This is a genomic window from Anthropogastromicrobium aceti (assembly GCF_020687335.1).
In the GTDB taxonomy this organism is placed as follows: Bacteria; Bacillota; Clostridia; order Lachnospirales; family Lachnospiraceae; genus Anthropogastromicrobium; species Anthropogastromicrobium aceti.
Map to the genome: position 1 here is coordinate 46,451 of NZ_JAJEQN010000019.1, position 20,454 is coordinate 66,904.

The window sequence follows — 20,454 nt, forward strand, 5'->3', positions numbered from 1 at the left end:
TTATTTCAGCATAAAGCTGATTCCTTCCTTAAAATACTTTGAAAAACAAAGAAACAGAATTATAATTGGCAATGTTAAAATTACCGATGCGGCATACATTGGACCTGGAAATGCTCCCATTGGTTTAAATTGAGTAGAAATCAATACATTTAATGTCTGCATTTCTATACTTGGTGATATTAACATATCCCACATTAATTCACTCCATCGCTGCATAAATATTGACAGAAAAACAATTGTTGTTACAGATTTCGTTATAGGGAAAGCAATCGTCGCAATAATTCTCAAATTACTAGCTCCATCAATTCTTGCTGCTTCAAAAACTGCATCTGGAAGCGTTCTAAAATAATTAATGTACATAAAAATCGCCCATACTGAAATACTAAGTGGAATAATCATTCCAACATACTTATTGGCCATAGGCTTTGCTATCATATATCTAGGCACCAGTAAAATAATTGCTGGAAAAAACATTTGAAACAGCAATGTATTCATAATAAATTTTTTACCGCCAAATCTAAGCTTAGTAACCGAATATCCAATTCCTAATCCAACTGCAACAGAAATTAATGCTGTTGGTAATGATACAATAAAAGAATTTACCAATGCCCTAACCCACATCATTGAATTAGAAGCTCCGCCTTTACTAATCAAATATTCATAGCTACGTAGTGTAAAACCCTGCGGTATTAACACTTTATCCACCATATCCCACTGAGTAAATGATTGTACCACCATATAATAGAAAGGAAACAGTGATACACCAAGAAGGAGCAACGTTATGACGGTTAATATTCTTGTTTTTATCCGTAACTTCCTTTTCATAGTTCTTCCTCCTCTAAAATCCAAAACGTTTATTCAACTTATCAGTACCGAAATTAATCACTCGTAGAGTTATAAATATCTGAACTGCTGCAGCAATCGCCATTGCAGCACCATAACCTGATTGGAATCGTGTAAATGACGTATTATAAATTTCAAGCTGCCATGACGTTGTCGAAAGATTAGGTCCGCCTCCTGTAAGCAAAAATGGCTCTGTAAATATTCCAAATGCAAGACCGGTTGCCAACACAATTACTGTCGACAGCGTAGGCATGATCATAGGGAGTGTCACATGAATTAACTTATGGAATCCATGAGATCCATCTAACGCACATGCCTCATTTACATCAGCGCCAATGCTTTCAATTCCAGAGAGAATAAATAATGCATAATAACCAGACATCTTCCATACTACAATTCCCACCATAATAGAAAATGCAAAACGTTGATCTGTCAACCAATTTATATTTAACTGAAAATGATCTCTTAGAAAAACATTCAATACGGAATTATAATTAAATAAATATTTTACAAAAACCGATGTTGCAACACCAGAAGTTAAATAGGGTATAAAAAAAAGGACTGCTACAAAACCTTTTATTTTTTCTGGCAGCTGTGATACCAATAACGCAACAATTAAACCACATATGAAGCAAATGATAACAATTGGAACCAGATAACGATATGAATTAATAAATGCTGCTTTTACCTTGCGATCAGTAAGTAGCTTAGCAAAATTATCAATTCCAACAAAATTCTTTTGTTTTGACATCAAATTCCATTCCATTGTTGACAACCAAGCCGCCCATATCAATGGAATTAAAAAAAACACAAGTGAATACACGAGATATGGTGCATTTAGAAGCCACCCAACAACACCTCTTTTTCTTGCTGCTGGAGTTAATTTTTTCTTCATACCCCAATACCCTCCTTTCTCCATTCTACCCTACTATTTTTTCATAACCTTCCTAAAAACAGGCCACGTGCCTATTTGTCACGTGGCCTTAACAGTTCATTACTTAAGACCTGCTGCTTCCTCCATTGCGTCCATTGCATCTTCAATGTAACTCGTTGCATCTGGCGCATTGCATGGCTCTGCTGCTGTTACTTCATTCATGTATGGTGCCATTCCAACTTCTGTAAATGCAGTCCAAATATCAGCATCCTTATCTGTTGCTAATCCTGGAATTGCATATGGTACCCATTCTGCAAGCGCTGCAAGTGCTGGATTTTCTTTCATTGAGTCCGCAAATACTTCGTTATCATTTAAATCTCCTCTTACAGGAAGCATCGTTGTTGCATTCAACCAATCTAAATCGCTCTGTGCAGAATTGTCCTTATTATAAACCCACTTTACGAATTCAACAGCACCTTCATGCTGATCCTCAGAAACATTATCTGTTTTGTAGAATGTCAGTCCCTTTGAATCCGCATAATTATAAGGAATATCGCCTTCTTCTTTTACAAGCGATGGTCCATATACATAATCCTCACCATAGACCTTATTATTTTCCTCATATAATGAAATTTCCCACGGTGCATTAATTGATACAAGAATTGATGGCTGTTCCTCAATCCATATACTAGATAACTCTCCTTGTTGGATTGAATTTCCAAATGTTCCAATTACTTCCATTGCTTCAATTGCGCTATCTTTATCCATTACCAATTCATCATTTTCCAGAATCGGCATTCCCTGTGATAATCCATTATAAATCATCATAAAGTCAAACCAACGATCCCAATACTGGTCTGGTCTAGTTAATGATGGACGATAAAAAGTATGAGTTACTCCAATCTCTTTTAATTCATCCTTCTTCTCTGAAAAAGCGGCAATAACAGCATTAAATTCATCTACTGTTTCAGGGGCTTTTTCAAATCCAAGAACATCAAGAGCTGGTTTATTCCATTGCCATACCATTGGATTTACATAAACAGGCAATACATACTGTTTTTCATCAATTGCCCAATTTTCCATTGCATCACCCATTGCTCTGGCTTCAATAACATCTTGGAACCAATCTTCTTCAGATAAGTCATATACCACTTCAGATGCTGCTAAAGTTGCGGCAAAACCTCTATTAATATTCTCTGAAACTGCTGGCGCAGTTCCTGTAGCAATCGCATTTTGAATACCAGCCTCTGAGGATGGTGTTTCTGGCATCTGCTGTACCTTCACCTCTACAATTTTTCCATTTACCTCAGTTTTGGTTTCATTAAATGCCTGAGCCTTTTCTTCCCAGTAATTATACTGCACCTGCTGCGGTGCGGTCCAAAAATCGACGGTAATAACATCATCTGCCATCGCTGGTACCGCGGAAAACAATGTTGCAGCAGTCATTAAACCTGCCATTGCCAATGCATTTTTCTGTGTTCTTTTCATTATAAAACCCTCCTTAAAAATTTATGTGTTTGTTTGTAATTACTTTTACTATTCAAATGGATCATCAATTTCAATTCGATGTCCTTGTGCATCACTTACTCCACAATAAAGCATTGCCTTTTTATTCTTATTTCGCTCTAAACCTCCACTAAAAATTACATCTGTCAAATCTGGTCTTTTTGCATCTCCTAATGCAAAATTGTCTCTTACTGCAATTAGTTTCATAGGTGTATGTTCACCTGTCCGTGGATTCATACAAAATGCTGATGAATAATAATGTCTATTTCCTGCCTCATCAAATCTAGCAATATGAGATAAGATTCCAACATTTCCATCATCTAACATAAATAGCTGATTGCAGCCACCCCATTCTTCCGAAATGAACTGATCATCAAAAATTGTTGCATCAAGAATTGCTTCGGGTGTCAATTCATCTAAAGAATGTATAATCATGTAACCTATTTTCCCGCGGCCAGCTTCATAACGTTTACCATTTGCAAAAATACTTCCTTGCGGTCTTGTCATGACAAGAATCTGATTTTTTTCTAATTGCAGCAGTCTGATATCTTTCATTCGATCTGGTCCCTTTGCAAACAGCGTCAAGCTTCGCAAAGAATTTCCTCGATAAAAGTTCGTTCTGTAGTTTAACATTCCTGGCTTTTCAACATCATCAAATACTTCCACACCACCAACAATAAATTCACCATTCACTTGTGTTACAAATGGATCTTGAAGTGGTAATGACGGAATTGAATTATCTGCAATCCACTTTTCATTTTCCTCCATAAAGAAAACAACGCGAGACCATTCCTCTGTTCGTTTCTCCACTCTTCCCGCCAAATATCGTTTTCCTTCAAATAGAAATGGTGCAGTAATATTATAAACATCCTCATTTTCTATTCCATCAAACAACAATTTACTTGAAATATCTCTTTTTTTCAAGTTTTTAAATTCAAGTAACATCTCTTTGCATGTTCGAACATTACTCTTTGTTTTATCCATTTCTAACATTTACTTCCTCCTTTTCATTCTATTTTTTTGTATTATTTCTTTTGATAGCTACACTATATCACTGTAGTTACTTGAATAAAAGTGTTTTTTACTTGAATTTCAAAGTTTTCTTATAAAATTTTAATGCAACACGCAATAGAGACAGGGTAAACATTCTCCCTGTCCCTAATATTTCAAACTATTCTTTTATTTAATTCATAATCCCTTGCGCATCTTTCTAACCCGTCAATTACGCTGCTAAATTCCACGCCATACTTTCTTGCTTTGCTGCAGTCCATCCACAAATTGTGTCTTGCTGGTGCGTCCTTGACGATAAGCCTTTTTCCAAGCATATCAACAAACTTGTTTGTCACCTCATATATTGACTGTGTTGTTTCGCTGCCAAAATTATACGCACCGCCTGGAAGTAAAATTACCTTGTCCATATTTTCAGCAACTTCCTTTAAATAAGTAATGCCACGAAATTGCTTTGAGCTGAAAGAAACACTATCTTGTGTATGAATTGCATTTAATATCATCATCAAATAGTTGGATCTTTTTTCATAATAATCGTACATCCATTCTGCTCTTAACATGACTGCCGACGGCAGAATATCAAGCACACGTTTTTCCATCTCAAGCTTATGAACAGCGTATGTATTTCCTGGCTTCACATTTTCTTCTGTATATGGTCCATCATCCTCACACGCACTATACACCTGATCTGAGCTGAAGCATATCAGCTTTCTATTACTATCTTTACACGCATTCGCCAGATACATAGGAATCTGCACATTTGCAAAATACGACGCTTCTGGATCTTCCTCGCAAGTGCCTATATCAGAAATTGCTGCTGTGTGGACAACAACATCGGCATTGCTTTCTTCAATCATACGATTCACAATTTCCTGTGTCACGTTCCGAAGAGACGATGACGCTGCTGTATCCTTGCATAGCTCCATGAGCTTATGCCCAACAAATCCATTTGCCCCTGTAATTAAAATCATTTTCCCCTCCCTGATATTTAAGCTGTAACTGCTAAAAGCAGCGTTCCTGCCGTAATAAGTAAAACACCGACTGCCGATTTCTTTGTCAGTTTTTCATGAAATACAATCCATGAGAATGCAATCGTTACCAACATACTAAGCTTATCAATCGGCACTACTACACTTGCTGGTCCTTCTTGTAACGCCCGATAATAAAAGAGCCACGACGCTCCAGTTGCCAGCCCTGACAAACAAATAAAGCATAATTCTTTCTTTTCTATCTTATTTATTTCTTTCTGTTTTTGTGTAACAAACACCATGAGCCATGCCATAAGCAGCACTACTGTGGTGCGGATTGCTGTGCCGAGATTAGAATCAATACCTTCAATTCCAATCTTCCCCAAAATAGAAGTCAGACTTGCAAATACTGCTGACAGCACCGCATAGATCAGCCATCCTCCACTCTTTTTTTCAGAATCTGTTTTTATGTCTTTTTTGGTAATCATCATCATGGTTCCTATTCCAATAAGCAGCACAAATATTATCTTTTTCCCAGAAATACCTTCATGAAGGAAAATGAATGCCAGAAGAATAGACAACACGGTACTTGATTTATCAATGGGAACAACCTTGTTAATATCCCCTTTTTGAAGGGCATGAAAATAGCATAACCACGATGCACCTGTAGCTAATCCTGATAAAATCAGAAATAGAAGCGTCCTGCCGTCAATCTGTCTTATTCCTCCCCATGTTCCTGTAATCAATACCATGAGCCATGAAAACAACAATACAACTACAGTTCGTATTGCTGTTGCCACATTCGAATCTGTCTTTTTAATTCCGCATTTTGCAAGGATCGCTGTTATTCCTGCAAAAAATGAAGATCCTATTGCATAAAATATCCACATTTCCTTAATCCCCCTTCTGCTAAGGTTATTGGAGTTAAAAGCCACTCTTTATTTGCCTCATTATACTGTTTTTCACCACGCATGTCCACCAGTTTTTGTAAAGCCAACGGGGAAAGGAAAAAGCCACATTCCCTGTCCCCACTGGTTCACGCCGAAAGTGTGAAGCTTTTTGTGTTCCAAAAAGCGAAACTGTCTTCGGCAGAGAAAAAGTCTCCTTATCTGAATTTTTCTTGCTTGACATTTTGATTATACTTCATAGTCAAACATATAAAAATTCAAAATAAGGAAACTATTGATTCTGGTTACGACTTAAAGCCTATTTATTGCATTCACTGCCAGTGTATATCTTTCTACTTTTTTCACTATCTGATGTTTTCCACTAATATCGCCATCAATTCATTCACGTCGATTGGCTTTGCTATATGACCATTCATCCCAGCTGCAATAGCCTCTCTCTTATCTTCTTCAAAGGCACTTGCTGTCATTGCAATGATAGGTATACATGCCTTATCCTTATCTGGCAGGTGTCTAATTTCTTGTGTTGCTTTATAGCCATCCATTTTAGGCATCTGAATATCCATTAGTATCATATCGTATGTGCCCACTGGCATTTTCGCTACTTTGTTTACACACTGGACTCCATCCTCAACACGTTCTATTTTTAGACCAACACGCTCAAGTATTGCTTCTGCAATCTCAGCATTTAAATCATTGTCCTCTGCTAGAAGGATATGTCTGCCATTAAGAATTTCGCTGCCTGTCCCCAGCTCTTCATCGTGCTTTTTTGCATAGCAGCTTTCATCCACTATCCTATGCTTTAATATAACTGAAAAAGTGCTGCCCTTTCCTAGCTCACTCTCTACATTTATTGTTCCACCAAGCAGCTCAACATATTTCTTTACTATCGACATTCCAAGTCCGGTTCCTGCTATTTTGCTCTTTGTGGTGTTCTGCTCACGTGTGAATGCATCGAAAATTTTTGTCAAATATTCCTGACTCATGCCTATTCCCGTATCGCTAACACTAGTCCTCACCATCATATATCCAGGCTCATTGCATGGCAATTCATCTACATTTACCATAACAGAACCGCCGGCTGGAGTATATTTTATAGCATTACTAAGGATATTTACAAAGATTTCTTTTACCTTGGTAATATCTATCAGTACATGATCATGCTCTACATTCATCTTGTAATTAAATGCAATATTCTTTTTCTTTGCTTCATCATCAAATATTTCAAACAAATCTTGCAGAATATATTCAATCTGAGTATAGCTCTCATCAATCTCCATCCTTCCACTCTCAATCCGAGCCATATCAAGTACATTATTTATGATTGACAAAAGAAGGTTTCCAGATTGCTGCAGTTTTTCCAGATGTTCTAATGTTTCAGGCATTCCTTTTCCTTTTAGTTCATCCTTCATGAGCTGTGCATAGCCTAGAACTGCATTCATAGGTGTACGGATGTCATGCGACATATTGTGAAGGAAACTTGTCTTTGAAAGACTTGCATCCTCTGCTTTTTTCAGAGCAACTTCCAGCTTGTCATTGAGTTTTTGTGTATCTTTTGCCGCAACCTTTGCAGCTGCCTCTGCTTTCCTTGCCTTTCTTAAAAGTACAAGAATAATGCCAATTATTCCAAGTGCAAAAAGACTTGTCGTGACAAAAACAGTAAGCAAATTATCTTTTATAAAGTCCAAAAAAGTCACTTTATCTGCCGTGCTGTCATAAATAGCAAGTGCGCTGGTAAGCATATCAGACGGCATGGTCTTCAAAGTTTTATTCAGTATTGACAAAAGATTTCCCTCTCCGCGTCTTACTGCAAAGCACGCCTCCATTGTTTTTGTAAGTGGAATACTCTTGAAATCTTTATTATTATCATATTTTATCACCTGACTTGTTCCCATGATAAAACAGTCTGCATTTTCTTTAATGACCATATCTTCTGCATCATTAAATGAGTCATAATCTACAAGCTTCCATTGTGGATAATTGAAAGCAATATGCTGTTTTAAGGCTTCTTTTTCCTTTGGCACAGCTACTGTATATACTTCATTCTCATTAAAATACTTCTCATCAGTTACCGCCATCAAGCTATATGTCCAAGCCGTATTTGTAAGTGCGTAGCCGTTTTCTTCTGCAAAATTAGGATTTCTTGCGGCATAAAAAATCATGTCAATTTCACAATCCTGCAATGCCTGAATCATTTCGTCATAGTCATCATATGACTGAATATTGAATTTCAGTATCTGATTTCCTAGACAGTCTTTAGCATAGGCGATATACTCTGCCATCATACCAGTAAGTTTTCCAGTCTCTTCGTCCATGAAAAAGACAGCAGGATCATCATTCAAAAAACCTATCCGGATAGTTTCCTTTTCTTCCATCCATGACTTTTCTTGACCTGTAAGAATCTGACTATAATCAAGAGTAAAATATTTCTTATACAGATCTGCCTTAAAAAACGGACTGTCTTTGTCCAACTGGCGCATAGCAAAGTCTAGCTCCTCTTTGATATCGCTGCGCTCTTTGTTTATTGCAAAATATATACCTGATTTACCAATACTGGTAACAGATGATATTCCCCATTCAGACCAGATAGCTTCCTCCAGAGATACAAAACAGTCTATCTCATTATCAGCTAATTTCTTTTTGACATCGTCATTATCATATACATTTACATGCTCTGTATGTATGCCATTCTTCTTCTCCCATTCTGTCAGCATACTTTCAGGCTCTGTACCTAGAAGCACACCTACACGTTTCCCGTCCATAGACTTAAAATCAGACGTCCCTATGTCCGTATTCGACATATCTGCATAAAGAATATATTTTTCCTCACCCATCGGTTCCTCTGAAAAAAGCATCTCTTGTGTGCGCTCGTCTGTGTAAGAGATGTCACCAATGACATCAATCTCACCGTTTTCAAGCTTATCAAAGCAGTTGGACCAGTCACATTTTACGTACTCGAATTTCCATCCTGCATAGCCGGCAAGAGCCTGCATGAGTTCGTAGCCAAATCCTCGTCTGACACCATTTTCATCGACATAATTGAAAGTATCCTCAAAAGAACCGACACGAATGACCTTACATTCATTCGTCTGCGTGCCTGACTTTTTTGTTTCCTGTTTTGTTGAATCATTTGATATGTTATCTGTCATAACAATATCATCATCTATTGTCTCTGCATTCACTGGAACACAAAATGATAACGGCTGGCATAGTATAAACATGCTCAGACATAAACAGCTAATTATCTTTATGATATGATTCGTCTTGTTGAATGCCTTCTGAGATATACCTTTTAGTTCTCGATCAGCTTTTGTTTTCATATGTATTTACCCCCAACTACGAAAACTTTATTTTTAAGTTTCCCGTTTTATCGAGACATTAAACAAACTCTCATGCATTATGATCATCCGACTCCTGACTCAAACAAATTATAACATATTTTCTTTTGAATGTGTAGTCAAAAAAAGCCAGCGGGGACAGGTAAAATGGCTTTTTTACGGCTCTGCGTCTTTGCGTCTGGCTCTTTAATGACTGTTATCTGCAAATTCTTTGCTTCAATCAAGGTTTCCTGCTTGCATTTCGGACAGTAGAGTGAATAGTTTTTTAAAATTGTATCCTCTCTTATCCTGTTACGAGTTTTATTGCCACAAACAGAACATAAAATCCATTGGGAATTTATACTCAGCATATTACCCTCGCCTTATAAGGTCATGTAACCGATTATCTGTAACAAATTTCTTTTTTCTGGGGTCCCCCTCTGCACGATAGATTACTAAGCTGTCTAAATCAAATATTGAACTCCAAACTGTTTCAAAATCTGGCTCATCATCATATTGGCACATAAACCCATAATCACCTTTTAAGAGATGTTCGGTAGTTTCAATGTATTCATCTTTTATGCGTTCCGAAGAAAAGCTGTCTATTACTGTCCTGTAACGCTTGTGTGAGTCATAATCATTCCCGTTTGCATCATCATATGCTTTCATCTCATTAGATGTAAAACTATTTACAGTACAAACAATACTGCCATTCACAAAGGCTTCTGCTGCCCGAACTTTTTTGAGAATTGGTGTACATTCAACCACCACCATATTGCCTTTTTTATCCGCAAGTAAAATATTGCAATTGGAAGCTACTGGCAAGTCCATAAGAAGGGAAACCGCCTGTTCGGTATTATGTAATGGTTGTCTGGAAAGAACTGTTCTTTTTCTTTCTTGCCTTTGGCATAATCCCTCCTCGGATTCCCGCGCCAGATTCCTAAAATCTAATCATTATGAAGCGAGATCCCTTTTTGCGTAAATCATACCAGCTCCCACAGTCATAATCACAATCATTATCGTCCCTAAAATCAAAGCAACACAATCCTTTGATTCTCCAGCAAAAATTGATGTCGCATTTGAATAGGAAAACGGAGAAATAAAGATAGCGTCCTTTAAATCAGGAACAACTCTTGCCATCAAATCATACACATACAGCAGCATGGCAACTGAAATTCCAATTCCTAACCTGTTCTTTTTGCTTACCGCAGAGATCACAAAGCAAATAGCCGCAATTTCGATATTCATAATTAACTGAAAAAACATATACTCTGTGAATATGCTTCCAAAATCCGTTTCTCCAAGAAAAACAAACCCGACTTCATAAAGCATGCCACAAATCAATGTAAAACAAATAAGGTTTAGTAGCACTGCAAAAAACTTCATTGCTATTACCTTGCCCCGTGAAACCGGAAGTGTAAACGTATATTCCGCAGTATGCCCATCCTCTTCCTTTGAAAGAATTACTGTGGCGATGGAAGCTGCAAACATACTGCTTCCAAGTGCATGAATCGTTCCGATTTCTGTGGCAAAATATCCTTTTAATGTTGCTATACTGAGTGTACTCATTCCAAAAGCATCAGAAAACGTGCCCATTGTTGCAAAACTCTCTGCCATATCTGCCATGCTATCTTCCATGCCCTTATATAAAATGATGCAGATGAGCCCCATTCCACCCACTGAAAGCGCCCATATCAAAAGACTTTTCCAACCTGATTTCCATTCGTTTTTTAATATTACCGGCATTTATTTTTCCTCCTTCAAATAATAGTGCATAAATACTTCTTCAATGGACGGTTCCTCGATGATAATATCCTCGATATGATGTCCTTCCAGTTCCTTGTATAAATTGTTTAGGTCATCCTTATAGATATAGTCAAGCTTTTCGCCATCCCGTATCATTTTGATTCTCTTTGACCGACTGCTCAGAAGATTATCGACGGTATCTGTGACAACCAACTTTCCTTCCTTCATGATTGCCACACGAGTACAGTGATTTCTCACCTCCGATAAAACGTGTGTGGAAAGCATACAGGTCGCACCCTCATTCACATACTCCTGAATCAACTCAAAGAAAACATTTTGCATCAGAGGATCAAGTCCGCTGGTCGGTTCATCAAAAACAAAAAGCTTTGGTCTGTGCTGCATTGCACAGATGATACTGACCTTTTTCCTGTTCCCAAGTGAGAGCTCATTGATTTTTCTTTTTACGTCCACCTGAAGTCTGTCGCAAAGTTTTTCTGCTTCATCGGTGCAATCAACCTTTCTGATTGCTGCCGAATACTTCAGTATTTCCCTGATTTTCATGCCCGGATAAAACCATGCTTCACTTGGCATATAGCCAATGTCTGCAAGGATTTTTTCTCTGTCCTTTACGCTGTCAAAACCATTGATTCTTATTTCGCCCTGATCATACTTTATCAATCCAAGCATTGACCGAATAGTTGTTGATTTTCCGGCACCGTTCGGTCCAAGGAACCCAAAAATTTCGCCTTCCCGAACCGAGAATGTTACATCCTCCACACCTCTGTGTTTTCCATAAGTTTTTGTTAAATTTTGAATCGTTATCATATCTTTCATTTCTTATGTACCTCCGTTTGATGATAGAATAGTACATAAAAAAGATGGGCACAATAACTGTACCCATCAGTGACACTTTTTCAACTCTAAGTTGCACTATTTATTATCTGTCCTTGTTTTAAATAATTTTAAATCAGAATTCAATATTTTGTCATCAATTCTGCGCCTGCATTTATATACCAGATAAACACAAATATATACGAATACAATATAGGCAGCGAACCCCAAAGTCACATAAGGATTTCTATCAAACCATTTTCCTATGTATGACACTGCCGTATATATTATTGTGCAGATTATTATACCAAGCAGTTCCTTCTTGCTTATTTCATCTGACTCATCAAAATTCCAAAGTACATAAACCTGAAGATACCCAACTGCATATGTCAAAAAAATCATTTCCGCCATATGCAGTATTTCTGCCACAGTCACCCCAATGCAGAGCCGATATGTACAGTAGTAAAAAAGAACTCCGAAAAAATAAAGACATGCCTTAAACTCGATTCCAATTTCCTTTGTAAGATACCTTTCCCAGAGGGATACTTTTTTCTTATCACTTTTTTTCATGCCATTTCTCCTTTCAGAAGCTTCCTAAAATCCGATGCGTATGTACGGGAAATAATGATATGCTCACCGCTGACAAGTGTTGCATCAATCCTATTCGACGGCATACTTTTTAGCATTTCCACCTTGTTTACATTGATAATCATCGACTTGCTACAGCGGAAATAACTCTCATCGTCTAGAAATAATTCGATAGAATATAATGACATCTCTACTTGAATTTCATTATCATCTGTGTAGACAAATGTCTTATTATCCACCTTTTCTATATACAGAATTTCCTCCGGTGTAAAAACAATTGTCTCGTCGTTTTTTCGTCCAATTAGTTTTCTTTGACGTTTGTCCATAAAAAGCAACACCGCCTCAACCTCAGGATTTTTCTCCTTATAATTTAAAATCAGCTCATCTTCGCCTTTATTAATCTTATTAATTGTGTATCGCATAGAACCCCTTTCTTAGCAATCCTGTATAATTACCACAATTCAAAACTATCCTCTGCATCAATCCACATTTGCATAGTCCCATCAAGGTAAAGTCATGCATACTCCAAAGGGTTATCTATGGCAAGCGCATTCAATGCACATTCAGAACCAGGAGTTATTTTTAAATTCTTTTCTGCCTCCCAACAGTCAATCCGCAGAATATATCCGGCATAAGTGCATATATCAATACTGTTGTGATAAATGTTGTAATTTTCATAATTTGTTATAAGTTGTTACCAGATTTTCTTTCTAGTAATCCGTGCGTCATATCTTCCATAATAAACATCTGTTTATATGGTGCGCTTACTTCTTCAAAATACTCTTGCGCCAATTTGTAATTAGTTTGATAATCCCTGTCACCGTTTATATTATAGAAAGAAACTTGATATTCAACCTTATCCTTGATTGAGAAACTCGCAAATTCACCAGAAGAATAAAAATCCAAATATGTACTCATATCTGTATTTAGCCTTATTCATCGCTTACTCTGTAACTTCCTTCCCATCAGTTAAAAGCAAGTCTTTTGTCAAAGCCACATCGTTCTGCTCTTTACTATAACTTTTCCCACAATTACGCTGGTCCCAAGTTACTATCGTATACACATCTATCTTATCAAAACGCCACTAAAAAACTGTTCTTGAAATGCAATCTGTGCATATATTTCATCATCACTCGGAAGTTCTACATCACATCGGTTTGATGGGACAGGGTTGTCCTCAAATCCAAAAATATCTTTCATATTCAGACAGCAATCACCATGATCATACATTTTCCTAATTTCCGCTACTGTGAGCCATCTTGTTTGAATCACTTCATTTGTTGTTGCCCTTTGTAGGTCTGGTTCTTCTGTTGTTTCAAAATAATAAGAATCTCTTATCCAATTATGTCTAAATCCGTCACAAGTAAGAGCCACCTTTGTAGCAAGAACAGTTGCTTTTTCACGTTCTAACGTGATTCCTACTTCCTCAAATACTTCTCTTAAAGCAGCATCTAAACTGGTATCTCCTGCTATGGAATGTCCCGCAACAGTTTCCCACTTTAATGGATCCGTATCCTTATCTGCCGAGCGCTGTGACACCAAATATTTCCCGGTTTCAGGATTCTTAATCCAAACCATAACCCATAAATGAAATTCATCATTCAAAAGATTCTCCTGTTCTCCACGAGCGCAAATTTTTCCATTTTTCTTCCGATCTATTGTATATACATCCCACAATTCACTCATTCCCAATACCCTCCGTTTTTAGAGCCAATGGGGACAGGTAATGATGTCCCCCTGGTTCTCTATACATACTTTAAAATCGTTTTTATAACTTCATCAATCACAATCGGCTTTGACAAATGTGCGTTCATTCCTGCATCCAGTGATGCCTGAACATCTTCTGCAAATGAATTCGCTGTCATTGCTATAATAGGAATGTTTTTTCCATCCGGTCTGTCATTCATTGCCCTGATTGCTTTTGCCGCTTCATAACCATTCATCTCAGGCATCATGATATCCATCAGGATTACATCAAATGTGCCTTCCGGATGATTTTTGAAAATCTCAACAGCATTCTTTCCATCCACAGCTCTTTCTACATTCATCCCGAACTCTTCCAACTGCACGGCAGCAATCTCTGCATTCAGTTCATTATCCTCTGCAAGAAGGACATTCACACCTGTAAGATTCACCTTTTCAGAAATACCTGTGTCTGACTTATTACATTCCTTATCTGTAATTTCCAAAGGAATATCCACAGTAAATGTGGTTCCCTCATGCTTTTTACTCTGCACGGAAATGGTTCCACCCATCATATCTACATACTTCTTTACGATAGCCATCCCCAGTCCAACTCCATGGTACTGCGTTCTCACATCGGAATTTTCCTGTGCAAATTCCTCAAAAACTTCTTTTGTAAATTCCTCACTCATGCCAATACCAGTATCCGAAATGCGGTAACGCATATTTATATATCCATCCCCGCCCTTTTCCTGACACCGGGCTTCAAATGTAATCGTCCCTCCATCCGGAGTGTATTTTACGGCATTGCTCAGAATATTGACCAGCACATCACGCAGGCGTGCAGAATCCGCAAGTACATTTGGAATCTTTGCTTCTTCACGCTGAATCTTAAAGTTGATATCCCTGTTCGTAAGAAAGCCTTTTGTAATATCCAATGCAGAATCTGTAATGTTTTTCACATCCGCCGATACCGGATTGTAATTCACTTTTCCACTTTCGATGCGAGTCAGATCTAATACATCATTGATCAGCGACAGTAAATGCTCTGAGCTTTCGTCAATCTTTTCCAGACAATTTTTCACTTCGTCTGACGGATTGTTTTTCATTGCAATACCGGTAAATCCTATGATTGCATTCATCGGTGTCCTCATATCATGGGACATGTGTGACAGAAATGCTGTTTTTGCCTTGTTTGCAGCCTGTGCATGCTCTGCCAGTTCCGCCATTTCCTCAGCTTTCTCCTGGGCCGCCTTCTGAGCTTTTTTTCTTGCACTGAGACGCACCATTATCACAGCCATAGCAGTCAGCAGCCATCCAAAAATAAGTAGAACCCAAACAGTAACAACAGGATGCAGACGTATCAAGTCAACAAATGTCAGCTCTGTTGCTTTGTATGTAGTATACTGTGTTGCAAGATCTTCAACAAGATTTTTGGGCATGGCATACATTGCTTTCGTCAGAATACCAGCCAGCGCATGGTTCTCAGTTGAGGAAATTACCATGCGGTAGGTGAATGTAGGCTGTTCCAGCAGAGTATATGTCATGGTGCCCGTAGTGTCACTGTTCACAAACGCCTGTGCCATGTAATAGTAGACGAAGGCAGCATCTGCTTTACCCTTACGGACAGCTTCCATCATTTCCTGTCGGGTACTGCACATCAGTTTTTCTGCACCGGGTGCCATTGCATCTTCAATTGAATTTGATGCTGTCTGGTCAACAGTAGTAACAACATTAATTTTTCCATCAAAGTCACGCCGTGTCACCCTCGCCAGCTGCATCGTAATGAAAGGTGCAGTAAGCCCCCATTTTTTCGTCTCAGCATAGTTATCTGTTTCCAGACGCGCATCGATGCTTATATCTGTGGTTTCCTTATTTTTCTGATAGGCAATATACTCATCTCTGGTGGCAGGTGTAAGAAACTCATAGGAAATCCCCGCATAGTCTGCAATTTTCCTAAAGTAATCCGGGATAATACCCTTCATCTCACCATTTTCATTATAAGAATATGGCTGACGGGTCGGATCACACAGAACATGAAGTGGGTTGCCCTTGGAATACTGTGCAATAATACTTTTTTCTTGCTCCGTATATTCCAGATTCTTAGTTTCTATGCTTTCATAATTTTTATTATAAAGTGTCGTTTTCCAGTCACCCTCAACTGCATTCAACTGGTTGATCGCATAATTAACCTCATCCAGCAATTTTGTATTGCCTTTTTTAACAATGACATAGAAATCGCTGCTGCCAAATTTATCCACAATACGCTCATTGTTTGTTTTTCTCAGAGAACTGGTAACAATCGCATCAACTTTTCCGCTCTGAAGGGCTTCCTCCATTTCTGCGGTCGTATCAAAATAAGATGGAACATATGTAAATCCTTTGTTGTCTGCAAAATCCGCAAACTCTTCATTCCGGGTGTTTCCGTTCAAAAGCGCCACACGCATACCGTTGTAAGTGCTGTAATTGCCGTCCACAATCGTGCTGTTGTCACTGCGGACGGTCAGAATCCCATTATTCGTTCCGATCGGACGTGAAAAATCAAACTTTTCTTCTCTGTCCGGTGTTTTGCGGGCAGATGTTACCATGTCGATCTCGCCGTCTTCGAGCATCTGCTGCATATCTTCCCAGCTCTTATCGTATCCGACATACTCGTAATCTACATCCCAATAACGGGCCATCAGCCGAAGAAAATCATAGCCATACCCACTGCGGTTGCCTTCTTCATCCATCACATGATAACCATCCATGGCAAAGAAACCGACTTTGACAGTTTCATGCTGTGAACTGTCCTCGGCTGCATATGCAGTCTGGGGAGAAAATATCATACACACGCATACAAAAACCAGTAACACTGCCACATATTTCTTTGCTCTCGAAATCATATTAAATCTCCTGTCTGTCAAATATATTTCTCTATACATCTCCTTGTTTAAATAATATTATAATATATTATTCGAACAATGTGTTACAAATTTATTATACCACTACAAAACTCAACGGGTCAAGAATTAAGAGCTTTGCATTGTACTTTTCAATCGCTTCACGAATGCGGTTATCTCCGAAAGACAAAGTCTTTTCATCTTCTTTGATGAAGATTAGATTTTCTCCGTTTCCGTCGGCAGAATTGAAACGGGGTACTACCGTATCGTCTGCATCATCTTCCGTTGTCTGATAAATGATAGTCATTGGCTCATATTTTTCCGTTTCTGTAAAGGGTAGCGGTTCTCCCTTTGAGAGCAGGGCAGCAATGGAAAGCATTAACTTGCTTTTCCCATCGCCCGGATCTCCCTGCAACAGCGTAACCTTACCAAAGGGAATATACGGATACCACAGCCACTTTACTTTTTTCGGCTCGATTTCACTTGCCTTGATAATTTCAAGAGGTACAGTTACATTCATTTCATTGTCAATCATTTTCATATTTCTTTGTTCTCCTTTTCGATAAATATTTTGGGCAATGCACAACAACACAGCGGAAGCTCTGCTTGCAGTCATTTTCGCATTTTCTGCAAAGCTCTTTATAAGTAATGCGGTTTCGATCATTCAGAAACAACGCCCACTCTTGTTTCCGTTTATTGCTCATTCTCGGCATATCAATCCACCTTTCCGTCTGAAAATAAAAACCACAGGAAAGATACATTAAGCCTTGTTTATGTCATTTATCGGGGCGTAAATCAGGGGAAATTCCCGTTCTAAACCTTTCAAAAAATCACGCAAGGTATTTTGTACTAACCTGTGGTTATATATTGAATTGTGGGTTTTGGGTAACAAAAAACACCGTATTGCTACGATGTTTTTTGTTGTTCATATTCTATTTTTGATACTGATAAACTGGAACTTCTCGATTTCAAATGGCGATAAATAAATCTCTCCACCATCATCAGTTTAATTTTCGTTTAGATTAACGATTTCTTTTTCCTGTATTCTCTGTCCCTCGGATTTCCTCATGATAGAAATAATCTACGATCACCGGATGTCCCTGTGGGACTCTGCCATAAGGCATTTCATTATCCACAAAGGGACAATCATACTTCTTAGCCATTTCCTCAGCTTTTACTTCAAGTGCTTCAAAGTAGCTGCGGTTATGCTTGTTATAGATCTCGTCGTAAAGTGGTACAAGATCAGGATATTTTCCGGCGATATAATCCATAATTGTCTTTTTGAAACCGCCTCGAAGATTGAGATTTTCGAGCCAGAACAGATCGCACTGATCCTTTACCCGCTCAAAGATTGCTTCAAAATCCGTGATACCGGGGAATACCGGGGATACGAAACAGACTGTACGGATACCTGCTTCATATACCTGCTTCATAGCAGCGATACGGCGCTCAATGCTAGAAGCAGAGTCCATATCGTTCTTGAAATTTTCATCTAGTGTGTTGATCGACCATGAAACGGTTACTCGTCCAAGCTTCTTCAGCAGATCAATATCCCGTACCACAAGATCCGACTTTGTGCAGATCAGAATATCTGCGTCACTGCCGATCAGCTGCTCCAGAAGTTTTCTGGTATTCCCGAATTGCTCCTCCTGTGGATTGTAGCCATCTGTCACAGAACCGATGACCACCCGCTGTCCGGCATATTTCTTCGGATTCTTAATTTCCGGCCAATGCTTCACATCAAGGAAAGTGCCCCATTCCTCCTTGTGTCCGGTAAAGCGCTTCATAAAAGAAGCATAGCAATACTTGCAGGCGTGTGTACAGCCTACATATGGATTGACCGAGTAACCGCCTACAGGCAGACTGGACTTGGTCATGATGTTCTTTGTTTCCGCCTCATTAATGAGGATTCCATTTATTACTTCTGCCATGATCTCTGTACCTCCAACACTTTATTGAATTCATCCGGCATTTCCTGAATCATATTTTCATTCCCTATGATAGGGACAAGATCTTCCTTCATAAATACCGGAATGTCAAGCACATGCGCCTGATCTGTCAGAGACCATGCCCACTCCGGCTCCGTATGAACCTTCCTGCTCTGAACTCCAGTCATGGTGCCGACAACGATCCAGTTGATCCCGGAAAGATCAACTGAACCTGGATTGTCGAATAGCGGCTCAAAGGTAACATGATAGTGTTTTGCTCTGACATTTTCCCGTAGTGCGTCAATACGCCACAGTTCTGCTTTTCTCGTCACCGTAACACCAAACCATGCGTTTTCCAAATCTGTATCAAAATCCAGCAGATCTGGTCGCTTTGTAAGGAACAGGAACTGATGCTGTGGATTTTCACTGATTTTTTCAAATACCTCGTCTCTCCATTCTGACTTCCAGCCGGAAAGATCGCTCATGCCGGTAAGAAGAAAGTTCTGCGGACGTTTCTTTTCCATCATCTTGAGCTTACCCGGAAAGAATTCAGGGTCAGCAAAGTCATCAATCATATGCCAGCGTTTCACATTATTGCGGGCATAGCAATATGCACACCCCACTGTACATCCGATAACGATATTCATGTTTTGGATCTGATCTTTGATACAAATACTCATGATTTCTGCCACTCCTCAAGATTCTTTCTGATACGGTCGAGGCATTCCTCAAACTGGGTAATTTCTTCCTCCGAAAAACCTTTGTAGTAAATACTGCCCATTTTATCAGATACAGAATCATATTCGTCCTTTAAGGCATGTGCTTTTTCAGTCAGAAACAGGAGTGTTTTCCTTTTGTCCGTTTCAGACTGAACGCGTCTTATCAGCCCTTGATTTTCCATTCTTTCCAGCATCGTAGTAAGAGAAGTTATCGCTAATCCACATTTAATCGAGAGTGACCTGATTGAGATTCCATCTTCCTGCCACAGTACATAAAGAATACGCCCTTGGGCTCCGTTAAACGCATCAATATTCTTTTCGCTGAGAATCTTCTCAAAGATTCGATCTCCAAGTTGTTTTATTTTGGTAACAAGAAATCCGCCATTCATTTTCATACAAAAACTCCTATATAGTATTTTATTAAATAATACTATATAGGAGTTTTACTGTCAACAGTTTGTATGTCTAAGTAGAAGTAAATTCCGATTTATGAGCCGACCCCCAAGAGTTAGACCAAGAATCTAACACTTGGGAGGTTGGCTTTTATGATTAAATATAGTTTTGAACAAAAGAAGGCACTCGTTACTGCCTATCTGAATGGTGAAGGCGGAATACGTACTGTTATTAAAAAGTATGGTTATTCAAATCGTTCTCAA

Annotated in this window: 21 protein-coding genes and 1 pseudogene; all 22 read right to left on the minus strand. The window is 38.6% G+C overall.

The window, feature by feature from the left end; all coding sequences use genetic code 11:
- Positions 1-825 carry a carbohydrate ABC transporter permease gene (locus LKD48_RS08750; RefSeq protein WP_118614129.1) on the minus strand — a complete coding sequence of 275 codons (825 nt, stop codon included), beginning with the start codon at positions 823-825 and terminating at the stop codon, positions 1-3.
- 13 nt (positions 826-838) lie between these two features.
- On the minus strand, positions 839-1,738 hold the full coding sequence (locus tag LKD48_RS08755) for a carbohydrate ABC transporter permease (RefSeq protein ID WP_118614127.1): 900 nt from the start codon (positions 1,736-1,738) through the stop codon (positions 839-841).
- Positions 1,739-1,837: 99 nt separating this feature from the next.
- Complete coding sequence (locus LKD48_RS08760) at positions 1,838-3,205, minus strand: ABC transporter substrate-binding protein (RefSeq protein WP_308731796.1); 1,368 nt, start codon at positions 3,203-3,205, stop codon at positions 1,838-1,840.
- 48 nt (positions 3,206-3,253) lie between these two features.
- On the minus strand, positions 3,254-4,216 hold the full coding sequence (locus LKD48_RS08765) for a DUF1861 family protein (protein ID WP_308731797.1): 963 nt from the start codon (positions 4,214-4,216) through the stop codon (positions 3,254-3,256).
- 173 nt (positions 4,217-4,389) lie between these two features.
- Positions 4,390-5,202 (minus strand): SDR family oxidoreductase, encoded by an 813-nt coding sequence (locus LKD48_RS08770; RefSeq protein WP_308731798.1) that lies wholly within the window; start codon positions 5,200-5,202, stop codon positions 4,390-4,392.
- Positions 5,203-5,219: 17 nt separating this feature from the next.
- Complete coding sequence (locus tag LKD48_RS08775; RefSeq protein ID WP_118614121.1) at positions 5,220-6,089, minus strand: EamA family transporter; 870 nt, start codon at positions 6,087-6,089, stop codon at positions 5,220-5,222.
- Between the two features lie 362 nt (positions 6,090-6,451).
- Positions 6,452-9,424, minus strand: coding sequence for a transporter substrate-binding domain-containing protein (locus tag LKD48_RS08780; RefSeq protein ID WP_308731799.1), 2,973 nt, complete (start codon positions 9,422-9,424; stop codon positions 6,452-6,454).
- Positions 9,425-9,561: 137 nt separating this feature from the next.
- Entirely contained in the window at positions 9,562-9,792 is a 231-nt protein-coding gene (locus LKD48_RS08785) for a cysteine-rich KTR domain-containing protein (protein ID WP_118614117.1), read from the minus strand.
- Position 9,793: 1 nt separating this feature from the next.
- On the minus strand, positions 9,794-10,357 hold the full coding sequence (locus tag LKD48_RS08790; protein WP_308731806.1) for a carcinine hydrolase/isopenicillin-N N-acyltransferase family protein: 564 nt from the start codon (positions 10,355-10,357) through the stop codon (positions 9,794-9,796).
- Between the two features lie 18 nt (positions 10,358-10,375).
- Positions 10,376-11,167 carry an ABC transporter permease subunit gene (locus LKD48_RS08795; protein WP_118614113.1) on the minus strand — a complete coding sequence of 264 codons (792 nt, stop codon included), beginning with the start codon at positions 11,165-11,167 and terminating at the stop codon, positions 10,376-10,378.
- A complete protein-coding gene (locus tag LKD48_RS08800) occupies positions 11,168-12,001 on the minus strand; it encodes an ABC transporter ATP-binding protein (RefSeq protein ID WP_118614111.1) in 834 nt (277 codons plus the stop codon).
- A 96-nt stretch (positions 12,002-12,097) separates the two neighbouring features.
- On the minus strand, positions 12,098-12,568 hold the full coding sequence (locus LKD48_RS08805) for a DUF3021 domain-containing protein (protein WP_118614105.1): 471 nt from the start codon (positions 12,566-12,568) through the stop codon (positions 12,098-12,100).
- Entirely contained in the window at positions 12,565-13,008 is a 444-nt protein-coding gene (locus tag LKD48_RS08810; RefSeq protein ID WP_117854941.1) for a LytTR family DNA-binding domain-containing protein, read from the minus strand. Before LKD48_RS08810 ends, LKD48_RS08805 begins: the two co-directional genes overlap by 4 nt.
- 29 nt (positions 13,009-13,037) lie before the next feature.
- Positions 13,038-13,274 (minus strand): annotated as a pseudogene (locus LKD48_RS08815) (DUF6061 family protein).
- Complete coding sequence (locus tag LKD48_RS08820; RefSeq protein WP_308731800.1) at positions 13,271-13,504, minus strand: hypothetical protein; 234 nt, start codon at positions 13,502-13,504, stop codon at positions 13,271-13,273. Before LKD48_RS08820 ends, LKD48_RS08815 begins: the two are co-directional and overlap by 4 nt.
- Positions 13,505-13,651: 147 nt before the next feature.
- Complete coding sequence (locus LKD48_RS08825) at positions 13,652-14,272, minus strand: NUDIX domain-containing protein (protein ID WP_308731801.1); 621 nt, start codon at positions 14,270-14,272, stop codon at positions 13,652-13,654.
- Positions 14,273-14,331: 59 nt separating this feature from the next.
- The gene (locus tag LKD48_RS08830) at positions 14,332-17,154 is read right to left on the minus strand and encodes a transporter substrate-binding domain-containing protein (protein ID WP_308731802.1); all 2,823 of its coding nucleotides are present in this window, start codon (positions 17,152-17,154) and stop codon (positions 14,332-14,334) included.
- Positions 17,155-17,248: 94 nt separating this feature from the next.
- Positions 17,249-17,692: an AAA family ATPase gene (locus LKD48_RS08835; protein WP_308731803.1), complete on the minus strand. Its 444-nt coding sequence runs from the start codon at positions 17,690-17,692 to the stop codon at positions 17,249-17,251.
- Entirely contained in the window at positions 17,679-17,864 is a 186-nt protein-coding gene (locus tag LKD48_RS08840) for a hypothetical protein (protein ID WP_308731804.1), read from the minus strand. Before LKD48_RS08840 ends, LKD48_RS08835 begins: the two co-directional genes overlap by 14 nt.
- A gap of 309 nt (positions 17,865-18,173) precedes the next feature.
- Positions 18,174-19,082 (minus strand): radical SAM mobile pair protein B, encoded by a 909-nt coding sequence (locus LKD48_RS08845; RefSeq protein WP_117920231.1) that lies wholly within the window; start codon positions 19,080-19,082, stop codon positions 18,174-18,176.
- Positions 19,070-19,759 (minus strand): radical SAM mobile pair protein A, encoded by a 690-nt coding sequence (locus LKD48_RS08850; RefSeq protein ID WP_118614093.1) that lies wholly within the window; start codon positions 19,757-19,759, stop codon positions 19,070-19,072. Before LKD48_RS08850 ends, LKD48_RS08845 begins: the two co-directional genes overlap by 13 nt.
- Entirely contained in the window at positions 19,756-20,193 is a 438-nt protein-coding gene (locus LKD48_RS08855) for a radical SAM mobile pair system MarR family transcriptional regulator (RefSeq protein ID WP_117497744.1), read from the minus strand. Before LKD48_RS08855 ends, LKD48_RS08850 begins: the two co-directional genes overlap by 4 nt.
- Between the last annotated feature and the right edge of the window lie 261 nt (positions 20,194-20,454).

Bases quoted from the DNA above. Each gene is read 5' to 3' on its own strand.
- LKD48_RS08825 (WP_308731801.1), bottom strand. From the start codon at position 14,272: ATGAGTGAATTGTGGGATGTATATACAATAGATCGGAAGAAAAATGGA.
- LKD48_RS08800 (WP_118614111.1), bottom strand. From the start codon at position 12,001: ATGAAAGATATGATAACGATTCAAAATTTAACAAAAACTTATGGAAAA.
- LKD48_RS08840 (WP_308731804.1), bottom strand. From the start codon at position 17,864: ATGCCGAGAATGAGCAATAAACGGAAACAAGAGTGGGCGTTGTTTCTG.
- LKD48_RS08835 (WP_308731803.1), bottom strand. From the start codon at position 17,692: ATGAAAATGATTGACAATGAAATGAATGTAACTGTACCTCTTGAAATT.
- LKD48_RS08785 (WP_118614117.1), bottom strand. From the start codon at position 9,792: ATGCTGAGTATAAATTCCCAATGGATTTTATGTTCTGTTTGTGGCAAT.
- LKD48_RS08850 (WP_118614093.1), bottom strand. From the start codon at position 19,759: ATGAGTATTTGTATCAAAGATCAGATCCAAAACATGAATATCGTTATC.
- LKD48_RS08855 (WP_117497744.1), bottom strand. From the start codon at position 20,193: ATGAAAATGAATGGCGGATTTCTTGTTACCAAAATAAAACAACTTGGA.
- LKD48_RS08750 (WP_118614129.1), bottom strand. From the start codon at position 825: ATGAAAAGGAAGTTACGGATAAAAACAAGAATATTAACCGTCATAACG.
- LKD48_RS08795 (WP_118614113.1), bottom strand. From the start codon at position 11,167: ATGCCGGTAATATTAAAAAACGAATGGAAATCAGGTTGGAAAAGTCTT.
- LKD48_RS08845 (WP_117920231.1), bottom strand. From the start codon at position 19,082: ATGGCAGAAGTAATAAATGGAATCCTCATTAATGAGGCGGAAACAAAG.
- LKD48_RS08805 (WP_118614105.1), bottom strand. From the start codon at position 12,568: ATGAAAAAAAGTGATAAGAAAAAAGTATCCCTCTGGGAAAGGTATCTT.
- LKD48_RS08765 (WP_308731797.1), bottom strand. From the start codon at position 4,216: ATGTTAGAAATGGATAAAACAAAGAGTAATGTTCGAACATGCAAAGAG.
- LKD48_RS08775 (WP_118614121.1), bottom strand. From the start codon at position 6,089: ATGTGGATATTTTATGCAATAGGATCTTCATTTTTTGCAGGAATAACA.
- LKD48_RS08760 (WP_308731796.1), bottom strand. From the start codon at position 3,205: ATGAAAAGAACACAGAAAAATGCATTGGCAATGGCAGGTTTAATGACT.
- LKD48_RS08830 (WP_308731802.1), bottom strand. From the start codon at position 17,154: ATGATTTCGAGAGCAAAGAAATATGTGGCAGTGTTACTGGTTTTTGTA.
- LKD48_RS08770 (WP_308731798.1), bottom strand. From the start codon at position 5,202: ATGATTTTAATTACAGGGGCAAATGGATTTGTTGGGCATAAGCTCATG.
- LKD48_RS08780 (WP_308731799.1), bottom strand. From the start codon at position 9,424: ATGAAAACAAAAGCTGATCGAGAACTAAAAGGTATATCTCAGAAGGCA.
- LKD48_RS08810 (WP_117854941.1), bottom strand. From the start codon at position 13,008: ATGCGATACACAATTAATAAGATTAATAAAGGCGAAGATGAGCTGATT.
- LKD48_RS08820 (WP_308731800.1), bottom strand. From the start codon at position 13,504: ATGAGTACATATTTGGATTTTTATTCTTCTGGTGAATTTGCGAGTTTC.
- LKD48_RS08755 (WP_118614127.1), bottom strand. From the start codon at position 1,738: ATGAAGAAAAAATTAACTCCAGCAGCAAGAAAAAGAGGTGTTGTTGGG.